Here is a 15195-nt window from a genome sequence, read left to right as displayed (position 1 = left end):
GTTTTTTCTACTGATCCGGTCTGGGATGTCTTATTGAATTGCCGCGAAATTTATAAAGTAGCATGCTTTTATTGTTATCTTTAAAACATATTTAAAATTTTATGTATCCCGAGCAAACTACTTCCCCATTTCAATCCTTATTGCGTCTGGTCCTGTTGGTCATCGGATTTACCTTTCTCTCACAGGTCATCGGTATCCTTATGCTCTTTTTCTATTACAAATTTACAGGGCAAGTATTTTCATTGGCGACCCTCATGCAAGGTTCCGCAAATGAAATGCGTTTTTTGTTGTTGATGAGTAGTCTGGGGTCCTTTGTTGTACCGGCATATCTGATGCATACACGTGAGGGGTACGGAATCACTTATTTTAAACAGGAATATACACCACAGGCAAAGCAGTTTGCTTACATCTTTTTTGCGATGCTTGCCTTTATGCCGCTGATGAGTTTGATCGGACATTGGAACGAATCGTTACAGCTGCCGGACAATATGAGATCCGTGCAGTTATGGATGGAGCGCAGTGAGCGAGAATCAGGGGATCTGATCAAAGGAATTATCGTTGAAACAAGTTTTTTCGGATTTCTGTTTAATCTTGTGGTTCTGGCGCTGATACCGGCCATAGGCGAAGAACTTTTATTCCGCGGTGTCCTCCAGAATATCGTCGGCCGGTGGATTTCCAATCCTCATGTTATCATTTGGGTTGTTGCAATCGTCTTCAGTGCAATACACCTGCAGTTTTTTGGTTTTATACCACGGATGCTGCTGGGGGCATTTTTCGGTTACCTCTATGTCTGGAGCAAAAATATTCTGTTGCCTATTTTTGGTCATTTTGTCAATAACGCCGGAGCGACAGTGATGTCTTTTTATTATACAAGAAATGGTAAAAGTTATGAAGAGATCAATGCATTTGAGCTGCAATCTTGGTGGATATATGTTGTAGGCTTCATTTTTACTGCTATTTTTGTATTCTTATTTTATCTGTCAACACAAAAAGGAAACCATGGAGAACGATTGGAGGAAAATTAAAACATATACAAATGCTATTCAGGCTGAAATAGTAAAACAGATGCTGGAAGAGAATGGTATCCCAACGGTGGTATTAAATAAACAGGATTCTTCCTATCTGTTTGGAAAAATAGAACTATATGTTAGTGAAAACTCGGTTGATACTGCCGAAAGATTGATTGAAGAAGCTGAGGGGGAGAATTAAAATGAAAACAAGAGCGATAACAGGTGCTATTTTTGTAGCTGTCATGGTGGCATCCACTTTATTCGGGCCATATCTATACAGTATCTTTTTCACACTGTTAAGTGCATGGTGTCTGTATGAGTTTTATGGTATTGTGTCTTCTGAAGAGCGAGCGCCCAACAAGACTTTGGGGATCATTTTGGCGGTGACAGGATTTGCTATAGGCGCTATGGTGGCCATGGACCTTTTGGAACCTAAATTTCTATGGCTCATTACACCATTGGTCGGCCTGACCTATATCATTTCACTTTTTCAAAAGCGAAGTTTTCCCTTTAATGATATCGCCTATACTTTTTTGGGTATCTGTTATGTCACATTTCCTTTCTTTCTTTTTGCTAAACTGGGATTTATCAATGGGGTATATAATCATTATATTCCCCTTGGGTTTTTAATATTGCTCTGGACCAATGATACGGGGGCATATCTTGCCGGAAGGAGTTTTGGTAAACATAAATTGTTTGAGCGTATCTCTCCAAAAAAGACTTGGGAAGGTTTTTTTGGAGGTTTCATTTTGGCCATTGTTGTCGCTATAAATCTGGAAAAATATTTTGGAAGTTTGCCGTTGTGGCAATGGATTACTGTTGCCATGATTATCAGTATTATTGGAACATTGGGTGATCTGGTTGAATCTATGTTAAAGCGAAGCTTGCACGTCAAAGATTCGGGCAGTATTCTACCGGGACATGGAGGTTTCTTAGATCGTTTTGACGGCTTACTATTGGCAGCACCTATAGTTTATGTTTTCTTAATTTTAATCAGTTAATAGCATTATGAGTCACATTCAGAAATCTACCTTTGATTTTTTGATAGAATTAAAGGAAAATAATTCAAGGGAGTGGTTTGCGGAGAACCGCGAGAAATATGAGTCTGCATTAGCGGATGTACGGAGTTTTCTAACCGATTTAATAGCTGCGCTGAGTGAATTTGACCCCAAAATAAATACCTCCATTCAAGCCAATAAATGTCTGTTCCGTATCTATAGAGATACTCGTTTCTCAAATGATAAAACGCCTTATAAGACTTGGTTTGGGGCTGGGATATCTGTTGACGGAAGGAAGTTGCAGGGTCCTGAATATTATATTCATATCGGTGCAGAAAATTCATTTATTGCCTGTGGTTATTGGCGGCCGGAGAAACCTCATCTGGAAGCGATAAGACAGGAAATTGACTATAGTGGTGAGCATTTGGCAAAAATTCTCAACGGAGCCTTGGATGATGGGAAAATAACGCTGTTCAAAGAAGATCTGCTTAAGCGTGCTCCTGCTGGTTATAGCGAGGACAATCCCCATATTGATTTTATCAAGCTAAAAAGCTTTGTTCTGGATCAGCCCCTGACCATTAAAGACCTGTCAAACAAAAATGCGCTGGATAATATTATCGCCTCTTATAAAAAGATGTTACCGTTCAAGGAGTTTTTACAAGAGGCGATAGAAAGTGAGTAGTCTACTCTGGCAGGCTAATTTTGCCCATGCAAACCGCCGGAGAGTCTTTAATGTGTTCAACATTCGATCTTGTTCCAGCGAGGGTTTCATTGGCTAACAAAGCAAAGAGAACAGCTTCCTTGGCATCTGGGTCAATCCCCAGGCTTGCGAAGCTTTCTACTTTGCAGTCGGGCAGACTGGCTTTGATACCGTCGAAAAGCAAAGGGTTATGTAATCCTCCACCACTGATATATACCGAGACGTTCGGTAATCCGGCTGCTTGCCGGCGTATGCCGTTGATCATGGCCTGAGCCGAAAAGCGATTGAGTGTAGCCATGACATCCTCATCCGGAAGTGCTACTGTATCTGAACGTTTTTGAGCCTCTTTTAGGTAAGTTAGGTTGAACAGTTCCGGTCCTGTTGTTTTGGGAAAGGGCAAGGCTAAGAATTCTTCGGCCAGAAGCTGTTCCAACAAGTCCTTATTGACACTTCCTTTTTTTGCGGTCCCGGCGTCTCGATCCATCTCCAGGTCAAAATGTGCTTTCATATACTGGTTCATCATGGTATTTCCAGGTCCCAGATCCGTAGCGTAAGCCTCCAGTTGACTTTGATGACTCGGAATAAAGGTGAAATTCGAAATACCACCTATATTCAGTAAAAATCTGTTTTCAGTAGGATGAGAAAAAAGTAGGTAGTCGCCATAGGCTGCCAATGGCGCCCCCTCTCCCCCTGCGGCAATGTGTTTCTGCCTAAAATCTGACAGTGTAATTATGCCCGTATGCATGGCAATATGATCTCCATCACCGATCTGCAATGTGCTGTTAGGCCAATTAAGGTCTTTTGTCAACGACTGCGGTGCGTGGTAGACCGTTTGCCCATGACTGGCGATACAGTCTATTTCGGCAGCTGAAATACGCCAACTTTTGAGCGCTTGATTGATCAGATTTGCATGGGTGATACCTATGTATGCATTAAGGCCTGAAAGTAGCTGCTGGTCGATGGTTCTTTTTGCGAATATTTCGCGGACTTTGGTCCTAAAAATTTCCTCGTAGTCCATTGTGATAAACTTTTCCAAACTGATTTTGGTCGTCTTTCCGGCATTTTCAATACGGCATAATGCGATATCAAGGCCGTCTAATGAGGTTCCGGACATCAGACCAATAATAAAGCGCTCTTTTTTTAGGCCGATCTGATAAAGTTTTTCGATTTGAGGATTCATAGCTTAAAAATAAACACAAAAATGATATTCATTATAACATTTTTGACAATTGAAGATATTTTGTAACTTCACGGCATTAAAAATCAAAAAATTAGATACAATGAATTTTCCAGCAGAATTGAAATACACCAAAGATCACGAATGGATTCGTGTTGAAGGTGATGAAGCAGTTGTAGGGATTACCGATTTCGCTCAACGTGAATTGGGTGACATCGTTTTTGTTGACATTAACACTGTAGGTGAAGAAGTTGCCGCAAATGAAGTTTTCGGTACAATCGAAGCTGTAAAAACGGTTTCTGATCTGTTTTTACCTGTAGCAGCTACAATTTTATCGGTTAATGATGCAATTGATGCTTCTCCTGAATTGGTGAATTCTGATCCTTATGGTGAAGGCTGGATTGTTCGTATTAAATTGAATAATGCAGCTGATGTAGATGCATTGTTATCTGCGGATCAATACAAAGAAGAAATCAACGCTTAATATCTGCGTGACAAAAAAGGGGCTTAATTTTAAAATTAAGCCCCTTTTTTGTTGCCATCTACTGGCATTTTATGACCGTCTTGATCTTTGCCTCGGGCATATCGACATCACTTGTCATCTCTGTTATTTTGGTCAGACAGCTCTGTTTATCCAACACATAGAATCCCTGAATACTACCCACCTGCTTTGCGTCCGATCCAAACATTTTTCCTTCCACATTTACTTTATATCCCTGCTCATTCACTTCGGCGAGTGTCATTTTATTTTCGATGAGTAGGCCTGATTCTTCCGATTCGGTTTTTGAACTCCATGATTCGCCGACAGCAATGGCTTGTTCAGGCAATACTGTGCTAATATTTTCAAACATACTTCGATCAAAAGGCAGATTGACCCCTTCTGGCAATTGTATATCGGAAGATTTTCCCAATTGATCTATTGAAAAGCTGATCTTACTATCTACTAGCTTGCCTACTGTAGCATGCATCTGTTTTGAAAATTCATTTGCTTCCGGATTTTTGGAATCATAGGTCATTTCCATAGCTTCTCCGCTCATTTTCATATTGATACCAGTGTATTTAAGCTCAAATAGAAAGGAGTTGTCTTTCTTGGCAGTGTTTGTAATATCAAACCCCATCGTCAAATCGGTTACAATTTTCTGTTCCCCGGTTTCGATGTCCATTGCCATGATCACATTTTGCGCTATTTTCTTTCCTTCGTCGGGATTTACCCGTAGGGTGTATTTTTTTTGTGCGGATACAGATAGGACTATAAATGCAAATAGAGCAGTCAAAGCCATTGTTTTTAGTGTTTTCATCTATTAGATTTTTTGTTGTTAATAACAGGACAAATAAATATATAAAAAAAACCCTTTTACTGATGTAAAAGGGTTTTTTTTATTTGCTTCGAAAAGTAACTGAATTACTTTTTGATATAAGATACTTCTTTCACGGCTTTGACCACTTTCTCTACACTCGGTAAAGCAGCTTCGATCAAGGTTGGTGCATAAGGAAGAGGTACGTCAGCACAGTTCACACGGATAACAGGAGCATCCAAATAATCAAACGCATTGCGTTGCACATTAAATGCCAAATCCGTAGAGATTGATGCCAAAGGCCAAGCTTCTTCTACGATAACCAGACGGTTTGTTTTCTTAACAGATTCGATAAGTGTAGGGTAATCAATTGGGCGCACAGAACGCAAATCGATCAATTCTACACTAATACCTTCTTTCTTCAATTCTTCAACAGCAGGAATTACAACACGAGGAAGCATTTTACCGAAAGAAACAACAGTAACATCAGTACCTTCCTGAATGATATTTGCTTTTCCGATTTCGAGGTAGTATTCTTCTTCAGGCACTTCACCTTTATCACCGTACATAACCTCGGATTCCATGAAAATAACTGGATCTGGGTCAATAATGGCAGATTTCAATAAACCTTTAGCTTCGTAAGGATTTGAAGGAACAACCACTTTTAAACCCGGTGTATTTGCAAACCAGTTTTCAAAGTTTTGAGAGTGTTGTGCTGCTAGCTGACCTGCATTTCCTGTCGGGCCACGGAATACTATAGGAATAGAAAATTGTCCACCGCTCATGGAGTGGATTTTTGCAGCAGCATTGATAACTTGGTCAATCGCAACAAGTGAAAAGTTAAATGTCATGAACTCAACGATCGGTTTTAGACCGTTCATTGCTGCACCAACAGCGATACCAGCAAAACCAAGTTCAGCAATAGGTGTATCAATGATACGTTTTGCACCGAATTCATCAAGCATACCTTGGCTTACTTTATAAGCACCGTTATACTCAGCAACTTCTTCACCTAATAAAAATATTTTGTCGTCTTTACGCATTTCTTCGTTCATTGCTTCACGAAGTGCTTCTCTGAATTGTATTTCTCTCATCAGTTGTAAAATAGTGTCAATTTTTAGATTACAAATCTACTATTTAAAATTGATATTTTGAAGATTTGACCAGCCTAATTGTATAGTTTTATGTCATTTTTTAATAAGTAAATGACTTTTGTATTAAATTTTGGAAAATAAGTCCGGCAGGAAATCCAATGTTTGTATAAGTGCTTTATTACTATTCATTATTGCCAGCGGAATGTTCCACGTGGCACGGTTTCTTTTTTCGACATAATTGGAGATACCACGAAGCTCGATCACCGGAAGATCCATTTTATCCGCCGCAAAGAAAACTGCAGCGCCTTCCATGCTCTCGATACAGCTGTCAGGGTGGAGCTGTTTAAGTTTTTCAATAGTATTTGCATTCCCGTGTACCTTATTCACTGTGATGCCTTGTCCTTGGGGTAAAAACGGAAGCACTATATTTTCGCCATGAAGCAAAGACGATTGAAATTTGGATTTTCCATAACCCAATTGTTCGATCGGAATGAATTGTTGGTCATCCTCCGCCCCCAATTCGACCAACGATTCTGAGACGACCTGTACAACCGCTCCTATTTTCAGATTGCGGTCAAAGCAGCCCGCAATACCTATATTGATAAGGAGATCATATTTATTCTCGTGCAACACCCTTCCTAATTCAAATGCTGTTGCCACCATTCCTACGCCTGTGATTATTGTGTCACAGGCGGGGTAATTTGCGGCAACCTCCAAAAAAGGCTGAATTTCGAACTGCGTGGCGGAAACAATTAATATTTTCATGATGAACTTCCTTTTATAGTGTGCGAAAATTACGAATTATCGAGCAGGTCTCGGGTACTTTAAAGTAAAAATCAGCGGATGATCTTTCTCCCTTAATTATATTACCATATTCTGACGGCATTCCTAAAATAGAAATGTTAAAATTGGCCTTAAAGCCGTATCTTTGTATTATTATGATATTTATAACTCGTCGTGAACGTTTTTGTGCAGCACATAAGCTGTATCGTGAAGATTGGAGCAATGAACAAAACGAACAGGTGTTTGGGCTTTGTTCTAATCCAAATTGGCATGGGCACAATTATGACCTTTTTGTCACGGTCAAGGGGGAAGTAAATCCCGAAACTGGTTTTTTGATCGATTTAAAGATCATGAAAGAAATTATCAACCGCAGCATTATTGACAAAGTGGATCATCGTAATTTCAATTTGGATGTTGATTTTATGAAAGACGTCATGGCTTCTACAGAAAATATCGCTATTGAGATATTCAAAATCCTCAAACCGCTTTTTGAGGAAGAAGGAGTTGCATTGCATAGTGTACGTTTGCATGAAACCGAAAATAACTACGTCGAATATTTTGGCGATTAATCTTTAATACATTTAAATAGAGAAACTATGAGTCAACACTCATTTGACAGCGAAGAGTTGGATGGATATATTAAGATCGACAAATACAATACTGAAAAAGTAGATCGCATCGCTTCTCATTATACAGATATATTGGAATGTTTGGGCGAAGATCCCAAGCGTGAAGGTCTGGTAAAGACTCCTGAGCGTGTCGCTAAAGCCCTGCAATTTTTAACGCATGGATATGATATTGATGCTGCAGAAGTGCTTAAAGGAGCCATGTTTGAGGAAGATTATAGCCAGATGGTGGTTGTAAAGGATATTGAAGTATACTCCTTGTGTGAGCATCATATGTTACCTTTCTTTGGCAAGGCACACATCGCCTATATTCCAAATGGACATATTGTAGGCTTGAGTAAAATTCCTCGTGTCGTGGATATCTTTGCCCGTCGTCTGCAGGTACAGGAACGCCTTACCAATGAGATCAGAGATTGTATCCAGGAAACCTTGGGCGCCCGTGGAGTCGCTGTGGTGATGGAGTGCAAGCACATGTGTATGGCGATGCGTGGGGTACAAAAGCAGAACTCCGTTACAACGACCTCCGCATTTACAGGCGCATTTCAAAATGACGTAACCCGATCCGAGTTTTTACGCCTGATCACGGCCGATCTTGCTTAGTATTTTTATCGCTAAATAATAAAAATAAGCCCTCTCGAAGCACGTCTTCAAGAGGGCTTATTTTTTGATGAATTCGGGAAATAAATGCAAAAATCAAAAAATGGGGATAGTGCGTTTTTGGGCTTTTAGGGCAAGTCGCTCAAAAATCTCTTTACAAACCGATAATTATATCGTTCTGTTTATCAGTTTTTTATAAAAAAATATTTTTATCATAAAAATGTTTTTTGGTACCTTTGTGGTTATGGAAATTGTTGCCAACGATTTAGAGTCCTATTTGGAACATACTACAGACGAAGAAAATTCGTTACTGAAAAGGGTAAATCGGGAGACATATTTGAAGGAGACAATGCCCCATATGTTATCTGGTCATTACCAGGGAAGAGTTCTTTCTTTATTGAGTAAATTGGTTGCTCCGAAACGCATTTTGGAGATCGGAACTTTTACGGGATATGCCACATTATGTCTCGCAGAAGGTCTTCAGCAAAATGGGATTTTACATACCATTGATATCAATGAAGAGCAACAGGAAAGAGTCCAAGGGTATTTTGATGCATCTGAATTTGCGGATAAAATCAAGTACCATATTGGTGACGCAGCGGAGATCATACCCACATTGAATGAAACATTTGATCTGGTATTTATTGACGCTGATAAAAAGAGAAATTTATATTATTTCGAAACGATAATAAATCAAGTCCCGTCTGGGGGACTCATTTTGATTGACAACGTCTTATGGAAAGGTAAGGTGTTAGATTCAAAACCAGACAACCAAACAAAGCAGATCATTGATTTGAATGCACGTTTAGCTCAGGACAAGCGCGTAGAGAAGGTAATATTACCGATTCGAGACGGACTTTTTGCGTTGCGCAAGAAGTAATTTGTGAACTAAAACATTCTTCATGAATTTAAAACAATTAAAAAGCTTTGTACTGTTACTGGCTTTAGCAACTTTTGGAATATCAAAGGTTTCAGCTCAAAGTGCGGCATATGTCGATAAGTACAGTCCAATTGCAAAAGAAATGATGGAGGAACATGGAGTTCCGGCATCGGTTATCTTAGCCATCGCCATGCATGAAAGTGGAAATGGTGGTAGCAGGGTAGCAAAGAATTTGAACAACCATTTTGGTGTCAAAGGAAAAAACAACAGTACCGTTATTCGGTCAGCTTACAAAGGTTATCGGTCTGTATTGGACTCGTACGATGACTTTGTAGGGATAGTAAAAAGAAAAAAGACTACCCAAAGCCTTTTTGAAAAACATCCGGGAGAAAAATATGAAGCTTGGGTCAAGGCGATAGCTCGTTCGGGATACTCCACGAGTAAAGGTTGGACAGCAAAAGTAATCGCTACCATAAAACGGTATCACCTTGATATGTTTGATAACGATTCTAAGCAAAATAAATTCTCGTCAACAAAAAAATAAGCACGACATTACTGCATGAAGAAGTTTTTTTATGGCATGTTTGTATTCATGATGTTGATTACATCCTGTTCAAGCCGGAGAGGCACATTATCATCAGCTAAATCCGGTTCCAATTCAAAAACTTCTTCATCTTCTTCTACAGGTCGGCCCTCCATGGCTGGAAATGACTACATTGCGCATTATAAAGATATCGCAATTGCGGAAATGAACAAGTATGGTATTCCGGCCAGTATAAAACTTGCTCAGGCGCTTTTAGAGTCAGGTAATGGCAATAGTTATCTAGCGCGTGAAGCAAATAATCATTTTGGCATAAAGTGCGGAGGCGTATGGAAAGGTAAGTCTGTAACTCGCCCTGACGATAATATCAACGATTGTTTTCGCGTATATGAAAACCCCGAACAATCGTTTAGGGATCATTCCGAATTCCTGTTGCGTCCCCGATATTCCGCATTGTTTAAATTAGATAAGAACGATTACAAAGGCTGGGCCAAAGGGCTTAAAGCCGCAGGATACGCAACCAACCCCCGTTATCCGGATTTATTGATAGAAATGATCGAACGGTATCAGCTCGACCAATATGACCGTAAAGAAACGCCGAAGGAGAAAGTGGTACGTGAAGAGACTGTGAAAGAGGAAATCGTTCAGCATGTTCAGGAGGCTCCTCCTGCTGTCGTCAAGACCGAAGAAATCAAAAGCCCCGTGGCAATGCGTATTCACGAGGTAAAAGCACAAGATACCCTTTATTCGCTGAGCAAACGCTATAATGTCTCTGTCGAACAGATCAAATCATTAAATGACCTAACAGATGAAGCATTGTCCTTAGGACAGCTATTGGTTATATCTAAATAGTTACGCTTTAAAAGATGTTAAATATTTCAGTTTTGTATGGCGATATAGTAGTTTTACGAAAGTGAAGCTATTACGATATATTTTTCTATTTTCGGCCATACTTGGCTGTATCCCGCTACTTTTTTGTCAGGAAAAAAGAGTTGAAGGTATCGTATTTGACAAAAACACCAAACAACGTATCGGAAATGTGAGACTTGCGAACCTCCGTACAGGTGAAGTAATCTATAATAATATCAAAGGCGAATTTGACTTTTCTGCCCGGATAGGTGATCAGGTTGTCGCGATGAGCAAAGGCTATTTTTCAGATACCCTATCTGTTGATAATAAGGGATTGCTATTGTTTCATTTATTGCGTGAATCCATTTATATTGATGAAGTTCAGGTGTCCGCACGAAAGAGTCCTGAGGAAATTCTGAAAAAAGCAAAAGAAGATTATAACAAAGCCTATCGGCTGGCTGGATATGGTGATGTTTTTTCCGTTGGCCCTACCGGAGCAGGACTGAGTATAAATTCCATTTACAGTTTATTTAGCAAAGAGGCTAAGAGAGCGCGTAGGCTGACTAAAACCATTGAAAACGATTATAAGGAGAATGTGATTGATTATAAATTTACGAAGGAACTCATCAGTAAAGTGACAGGACTCAGTTTTGAGGAAGCCGAAAAATTTAGGCGAATATTTAGACCGTCCTATTTTTTCATTCTGGCAGCAAGCGATTACGAAGTAACAAATTACATCAAAGACTGCTATTCACGCTACCGATTGAACCCTTCGCAATATTTTATAGAGCCTTTTCCAACAATTAATTATAAATTAGTACCGTAAACAAAAAAATAGACGTTTTCAGAATGAAATTATTCAATGTTGTGGGCATGGCTATGCTTTGCCTTTCTTTTACGAGCATAAGGGCACAGGATCTGAAGGATCTTAGAGCAAAACCAGATACCATAATTTCTGTACAAAAAGAGCAACCTTTAAATATCAAAACTATTCGTCCGGTAGTACCCAAGCTCAATCTTGAAGTAGATTACTGGAAGCATTGGACCAAGTTTGGTATCAATTTAAACCAGGCGTCCTTTAATGATAACTGGAAAGGTGGTGGTGTCGGTTCCATCGCTGTTGGCCTCAACGCCAATCATAAATCAGACTATACGCGGGACAACTTTAATTTTGTGACCGAAGTAGACCTTCGTTACGGTAAGATCAAGAATACGAATAATATCGCCAAAAAGAATAATGACCGGATATTTTGGGATAACAAGTTATCTTATAAATTATCGGCAAACTGGGCCCTGTTTACATCTGTTACCTTCGAGTCACAATTCGATGCGGGTTATAAATATAAAACGGTGAATGGTAAGGACACCATTGATTACATTGAAAATGCCTTTATGGCGCCCGCCTATCTAACGGAATCATTCGGTCTTGAATATAAGCCGAGCAATGAGTTTTCGTTGCGTTTTGGTACGGGTACCGCACGGCAGACCTTTATTTTGGATGAGCGTGTAAAACCTCGTTCGGGAGAAGGCTTTTTTCAGAAATACGGTTATTATAGAGACCCTAACAACCCTACGGTAGGAACAGGGGAACGATTTGGGGTGAAAGAAGACCGTACTTTTGCGAATGCACTCGCTTTTCAGCTTACGGGCAACCTGGACAAGAACTTTACGGATAAATTGAATGTGAAGGCACGTTACAATCTATTCGCTGACTATGAGAAGATTTCGGATCCGACCCATCGTTTGGATGTTACCGTAACAGCAAAAGTGACCCGGGTGATCAACGTCAATTTAAACGGCATTATGATCTATGATCCGGATGTTATTTCAAAAGTTCAGTTAAGCCAGTCGTTGGCCATGGGAATTGTCTATAGTTTACCAAAATAATGTTTAGACCAGTGTCAATTGGGATCATACTTGCTGTGTTGATGTCCTTGGCGAGCTGTAAGTCCAAGGGACATGCCGCTGTGTCCAGACCATTGGTCGCTTCTTTTGCGCCTGCAGTTGTATTGGAAGAAAAGGTTGTTGCCAAGCCCGATACGAATCAATTGACACCTCAGGAGAGAAAGGTAATCTTCCTGCAGAAAACCGGGGTTCACCCCGAATGGCGTCAAGCAGAAGCTATTCACTATGATGTTCGCAAGCCAAACTTTGTGATCATCCATCATACGGCACAAGATAGCGTCGCTCAGACCATCAAGACATTCCAGATTCCACGGACCAAGGTGAGTTCACATTATGTGATCGGCCGCAACGGTGAGATTATCCAGATGCTGAATGACTATGTCCGTTCGTGGCATGCTGGTGTTGCAAAGTGGGGATCCATTGTGGACATGAATTCCTGCTCTATCGGAATAGAATTGGACAATAATGGCAGGGAGCCTTTTCCAGATGCCCAGATCAATTCACTGATGACGGTTTTGGATACTTTAAAATCACGCTATCTGATCCCTGACAATAATTTTATCGGTCACGCAGATATCGCTCCGTCGCGCAAGAATGACCCCAGTGTGTTCTTCCCTTGGAAGAAGCTTGCGGAAAGAGGATTTGGTATCTGGTATGATGAAGGCCAACTAATTACCCCTCCTGATAGTTTTAATGCCAGAGATGCGCTTAAAATCATCGGGTATGACACCTCTAACCTAAAGGCAGCGATCGTCGCATTTAAGCGGAAATTTATCGTGCGCGACACAACACCCGAGCTGACGGTGTATGATAAGAGCGTACTTTACAATATTTATAAAAAATACGAATAGGCTTTCTAAAAGCGAATCATGAGCCGTGATGCCAAATAAGACGATTAAAATCCCCTCTTCAAATAAAACTCCGATTCGTAATCAGATTTTCTGTTTACGGGCCATCTACCGCTACCCTATTTTTATGGATTATTTTTATGGATTACTGCTCCTGTTTGATGCCGCAGTATTATTTCCGAGCGAAAGCTGTATAAGATACCCGATTATCATTACCGCCACACAACCAATGAGATTTAGCCATAGAAAAGGAATCTTATCGAGATACCAGATGCCAATGACCATGATTTCAGAGAGGACCGCAGCGATAAAAACGGCTTTCCCCTGAATTTTGTGTAGATAGAAAGCGACGATAAATATACCGAGGATCGTGCCGTAGAATAAAGAACCTAGGATATTTACCGCTTCCAAAAGATTGCCCAGTCTGTTTGCATAAAGTGCGATAACGACGGTAAAAATACCCCAGATCAAGGTAAATATACGTGACCAGAAGAGATCCTGCTTTTCGGTTGCGTTGCGGTTTATAAAACGTTTGTAGATATCTATGGTTGTGGTTGAGGCCAGGGAATTAATGGCACTGGCCGTGGAACCCATGGATGCCAGAAAAATAACGGCGATCAGTAAACCGATCAGGCCTTTCGGGAATGCTTTGGTTACAAACGAAAGGAATACATAATTATTATCGTTTGTTTCGGCTGCCGGATTGTTTTTCTTGATTAGTGTCAGTGTACTGTCTTTCACTTGCTGCATCTGTGCATTCAGTTGTTGTAATGCCGAGCGTGAGGCCTCGATGCCATCCCGATCTTCCTGATCCAGTGCGGTACTTAGGCCATTGACGAGCGATTCACGCTGTTGGAATAGCTGTGTATGTTTTTGTTCAAGCTCTTGATAGGACGCAGCATATTGACTTTCTTTCAACTTCTGTACTTCGACCTGGTTAAAGAAAATCGGTGGTTGATGGTATTGATAGTACGTAAATACCAGGACACCGATCAGCAGGATGGCAAATTGCATGGGGATTTTCAAAAGCCCGTTCATAATTAGTCCCATTCTACTCTCTTTTATGGATGAACCGGTGAGATAACGGCCTACTTGGCTCTGGTCAGTTCCGAAATAAGAAAGCTGCAGGAAAAAACCTCCGATCAGCCCCGTCCACAGCGTATAGTTGTTATTCAAGTCAAAAGTAAAGTCCAGTGCATTGGTTTTACCCGATTTACCGGCTATATGAAGCGCTTTGGAAAGACCGATATCCTCCGGGAGCAAATGGATGACGAGCATACCTGCGATAAGTAGTGATCCAAAGATAATGCTCATCTGGAGCAACTGTGTATGGGATACGGCTTTTGTGCCTCCGTAGGTGGTGTAGATAACTACAAAACTTCCGATAATCAGCGTTGTTAGTGTCAGGTCGATATGCAGAATGGCCGAAATGATCAACGAAGGGGCAAAAATGGTGATACCCGTTGAAATACCACGCTGGATTAAAAACAGCAATGCCGTGAGCCCTCGGGTTTTGACATCGAATCTTTTCTCCAGGAATTCATAAGCCGTGAAGACTTTAAGTCTGTGAAATATCGGAATAAAAGTGATACAGAGTACAATCATGGCCAAGGGGAGGCCAAAATAAAACTGTACAAAACTCATTCCCGAGGAGTAGGCTAATCCCGGAGCCGACAGAAAAGTAATGGCACTCGCCTGAGTGGCCATTACCGAAAGCCCGACATGGTACCAGGGCAATGAACGATTGCCCAGAAGATAACCATCAATATTTTTGATCCCTCTACTTTTATAGATGCCATAGACGACAATCGACAAAAGTGTTAGCAATAGAACAATCCAATCTACCGTACTCATGAATAATGATTCGTAAAAAAGTACAGAAAAAGGATAAA

18 protein-coding genes are annotated in these 15195 nt (G+C 40.5%); 13 read left to right on the top strand and 5 right to left on the bottom strand.

Annotated elements, in window-relative coordinates:
- The first annotated feature begins 101 nt into the window (after positions 1–101).
- Genes ABTV71_RS28220 through ABTV71_RS28205 form a run of 4 tightly spaced genes read left to right on the top strand, consistent with a single transcriptional unit; the run spans position 102 to position 2690 of the window.
- Positions 102–1025, top strand: coding sequence for a lysostaphin resistance A-like protein (locus tag ABTV71_RS28220; protein WP_433901821.1), 924 nt, complete (start codon positions 102–104; stop codon positions 1023–1025).
- Positions 1000–1209, top strand: a complete 210-nt coding sequence (locus ABTV71_RS28215; protein WP_121125418.1) for a DUF2007 domain-containing protein — start codon at positions 1000–1002, stop codon at positions 1207–1209. The genes ABTV71_RS28220 and ABTV71_RS28215 overlap by 26 nt, the downstream gene beginning before the upstream one ends.
- Position 1210: 1 nt before the next feature.
- Entirely contained in the window at positions 1211–2011 is an 801-nt protein-coding gene (locus tag ABTV71_RS28210; RefSeq protein WP_433901820.1) for a phosphatidate cytidylyltransferase, read from the top strand.
- A gap of 7 nt (positions 2012–2018) precedes the next feature.
- Positions 2019–2690: a DUF2461 domain-containing protein gene (locus ABTV71_RS28205; RefSeq protein WP_433901819.1), complete on the top strand. Its 672-nt coding sequence runs from the start codon at positions 2019–2021 to the stop codon at positions 2688–2690.
- A 1-nt stretch (position 2691) separates the two neighbouring features.
- On the opposite strand, the gene ABTV71_RS28200 is transcribed toward ABTV71_RS28205, so the two are convergent.
- On the bottom strand, positions 2692–3888 hold the full coding sequence (locus ABTV71_RS28200) for an anhydro-N-acetylmuramic acid kinase (protein WP_121125421.1): 1197 nt from the start codon (positions 3886–3888) through the stop codon (positions 2692–2694).
- Between the two features lie 100 nt (positions 3889–3988).
- Between ABTV71_RS28200 and gcvH the strand changes: the two genes are divergently transcribed.
- A complete protein-coding gene (gene gcvH / locus ABTV71_RS28195; RefSeq protein WP_104384777.1) occupies positions 3989–4369 on the top strand; it encodes a glycine cleavage system protein GcvH in 381 nt (126 codons plus the stop codon).
- Between the two features lie 58 nt (positions 4370–4427).
- Here the strand turns inward: gcvH and ABTV71_RS28190 are convergent, their stop codons facing one another.
- The 3 genes from ABTV71_RS28190 to mqnB form a co-directional block, all read right to left on the bottom strand.
- Entirely contained in the window at positions 4428–5183 is a 756-nt protein-coding gene (locus ABTV71_RS28190) for a DUF6263 family protein (protein WP_121125422.1), read from the bottom strand.
- 104 nt (positions 5184–5287) lie between these two features.
- Positions 5288–6274 carry a pyruvate dehydrogenase complex E1 component subunit beta gene (locus tag ABTV71_RS28185; RefSeq protein WP_104384779.1) on the bottom strand — a complete coding sequence of 329 codons (987 nt, stop codon included), beginning with the start codon at positions 6272–6274 and terminating at the stop codon, positions 5288–5290.
- A 123-nt stretch (positions 6275–6397) separates the two neighbouring features.
- Complete coding sequence (gene mqnB / locus ABTV71_RS28180) at positions 6398–7039, bottom strand: futalosine hydrolase (protein WP_433901818.1); 642 nt, start codon at positions 7037–7039, stop codon at positions 6398–6400.
- 173 nt (positions 7040–7212) lie between these two features.
- Between mqnB and ABTV71_RS28175 the strand changes: the two genes are divergently transcribed.
- The 8 genes from ABTV71_RS28175 (at position 7213) to ABTV71_RS28140 (ending at position 13306) form a co-directional block, all read left to right on the top strand.
- Positions 7213–7626 (top strand): 6-pyruvoyl trahydropterin synthase family protein, encoded by a 414-nt coding sequence (locus tag ABTV71_RS28175; protein WP_104384781.1) that lies wholly within the window; start codon positions 7213–7215, stop codon positions 7624–7626.
- Positions 7627–7653: 27 nt separating this feature from the next.
- Complete coding sequence (gene folE, locus ABTV71_RS28170) at positions 7654–8283, top strand: GTP cyclohydrolase I FolE (RefSeq protein WP_121125424.1); 630 nt, start codon at positions 7654–7656, stop codon at positions 8281–8283.
- Between the two features lie 241 nt (positions 8284–8524).
- Positions 8525–9160, top strand: coding sequence for an O-methyltransferase (locus ABTV71_RS28165; protein WP_121125469.1), 636 nt, complete (start codon positions 8525–8527; stop codon positions 9158–9160).
- A 22-nt stretch (positions 9161–9182) separates the two neighbouring features.
- A complete protein-coding gene (locus ABTV71_RS28160; RefSeq protein ID WP_121125425.1) occupies positions 9183–9704 on the top strand; it encodes a glucosaminidase domain-containing protein in 522 nt (173 codons plus the stop codon).
- Positions 9705–9719: 15 nt separating this feature from the next.
- A complete protein-coding gene (locus tag ABTV71_RS28155; RefSeq protein WP_433901817.1) occupies positions 9720–10553 on the top strand; it encodes a glucosaminidase domain-containing protein in 834 nt (277 codons plus the stop codon).
- 61 nt (positions 10554–10614) lie between these two features.
- Positions 10615–11376 carry a hypothetical protein gene (locus ABTV71_RS28150; RefSeq protein WP_433901816.1) on the top strand — a complete coding sequence of 254 codons (762 nt, stop codon included), beginning with the start codon at positions 10615–10617 and terminating at the stop codon, positions 11374–11376.
- Between the two features lie 23 nt (positions 11377–11399).
- Complete coding sequence (locus ABTV71_RS28145) at positions 11400–12437, top strand: DUF3078 domain-containing protein (RefSeq protein ID WP_433901815.1); 1038 nt, start codon at positions 11400–11402, stop codon at positions 12435–12437.
- Entirely contained in the window at positions 12437–13306 is an 870-nt protein-coding gene (locus ABTV71_RS28140; RefSeq protein WP_433901814.1) for an N-acetylmuramoyl-L-alanine amidase, read from the top strand. The genes ABTV71_RS28145 and ABTV71_RS28140 overlap by 1 nt, the downstream gene beginning before the upstream one ends.
- 135 nt (positions 13307–13441) lie before the next feature.
- On the opposite strand, the gene ABTV71_RS28135 is transcribed toward ABTV71_RS28140, so the two are convergent.
- Positions 13442–15157: a sodium:solute symporter gene (locus ABTV71_RS28135; RefSeq protein WP_433901813.1), complete on the bottom strand. Its 1716-nt coding sequence runs from the start codon at positions 15155–15157 to the stop codon at positions 13442–13444.
- Between the last annotated feature and the right edge of the window lie 38 nt (positions 15158–15195).

It is taken from the genome of Sphingobacterium puteale (assembly GCF_050986225.1).
In the GTDB taxonomy this organism is placed as follows: Bacteria; Bacteroidota; Bacteroidia; order Sphingobacteriales; family Sphingobacteriaceae; genus Sphingobacterium; species Sphingobacterium puteale.
Note: the sequence above shows the minus strand (reverse complement) of the source record. Positions and strands in the feature narration are given on the sequence as shown.

What these genes read in the sequence shown, in the direction of transcription:
- ABTV71_RS28190 (WP_121125422.1), bottom strand. Translation starts at nt 5,183, where the DNA reads ATGAAAACACTAAAAACAATGGCTTTGACTGCTCTATTTGCATTTATA.
- ABTV71_RS28160 (WP_121125425.1), top strand. Translation starts at nt 9,183, where the DNA reads ATGAATTTAAAACAATTAAAAAGCTTTGTACTGTTACTGGCTTTAGCA.
- ABTV71_RS28135 (WP_433901813.1), bottom strand. Translation starts at nt 15,157, where the DNA reads ATGAGTACGGTAGATTGGATTGTTCTATTGCTAACACTTTTGTCGATT.
- ABTV71_RS28155 (WP_433901817.1), top strand. Translation starts at nt 9,720, where the DNA reads ATGAAGAAGTTTTTTTATGGCATGTTTGTATTCATGATGTTGATTACA.
- ABTV71_RS28205 (WP_433901819.1), top strand. Translation starts at nt 2,019, where the DNA reads ATGAGTCACATTCAGAAATCTACCTTTGATTTTTTGATAGAATTAAAG.
- gcvH (WP_104384777.1), top strand. Translation starts at nt 3,989, where the DNA reads ATGAATTTTCCAGCAGAATTGAAATACACCAAAGATCACGAATGGATT.
- folE (WP_121125424.1), top strand. Translation starts at nt 7,654, where the DNA reads ATGAGTCAACACTCATTTGACAGCGAAGAGTTGGATGGATATATTAAG.
- ABTV71_RS28175 (WP_104384781.1), top strand. Translation starts at nt 7,213, where the DNA reads ATGATATTTATAACTCGTCGTGAACGTTTTTGTGCAGCACATAAGCTG.
- ABTV71_RS28220 (WP_433901821.1), top strand. Translation starts at nt 102, where the DNA reads ATGTATCCCGAGCAAACTACTTCCCCATTTCAATCCTTATTGCGTCTG.
- ABTV71_RS28215 (WP_121125418.1), top strand. Translation starts at nt 1,000, where the DNA reads ATGGAGAACGATTGGAGGAAAATTAAAACATATACAAATGCTATTCAG.
- ABTV71_RS28140 (WP_433901814.1), top strand. Translation starts at nt 12,437, where the DNA reads ATGTTTAGACCAGTGTCAATTGGGATCATACTTGCTGTGTTGATGTCC.
- ABTV71_RS28165 (WP_121125469.1), top strand. Translation starts at nt 8,525, where the DNA reads ATGGAAATTGTTGCCAACGATTTAGAGTCCTATTTGGAACATACTACA.
- ABTV71_RS28210 (WP_433901820.1), top strand. Translation starts at nt 1,211, where the DNA reads ATGAAAACAAGAGCGATAACAGGTGCTATTTTTGTAGCTGTCATGGTG.
- ABTV71_RS28145 (WP_433901815.1), top strand. Translation starts at nt 11,400, where the DNA reads ATGAAATTATTCAATGTTGTGGGCATGGCTATGCTTTGCCTTTCTTTT.
- mqnB (WP_433901818.1), bottom strand. Translation starts at nt 7,039, where the DNA reads ATGAAAATATTAATTGTTTCCGCCACGCAGTTCGAAATTCAGCCTTTT.
- ABTV71_RS28200 (WP_121125421.1), bottom strand. Translation starts at nt 3,888, where the DNA reads ATGAATCCTCAAATCGAAAAACTTTATCAGATCGGCCTAAAAAAAGAG.
- ABTV71_RS28185 (WP_104384779.1), bottom strand. Translation starts at nt 6,274, where the DNA reads ATGAGAGAAATACAATTCAGAGAAGCACTTCGTGAAGCAATGAACGAA.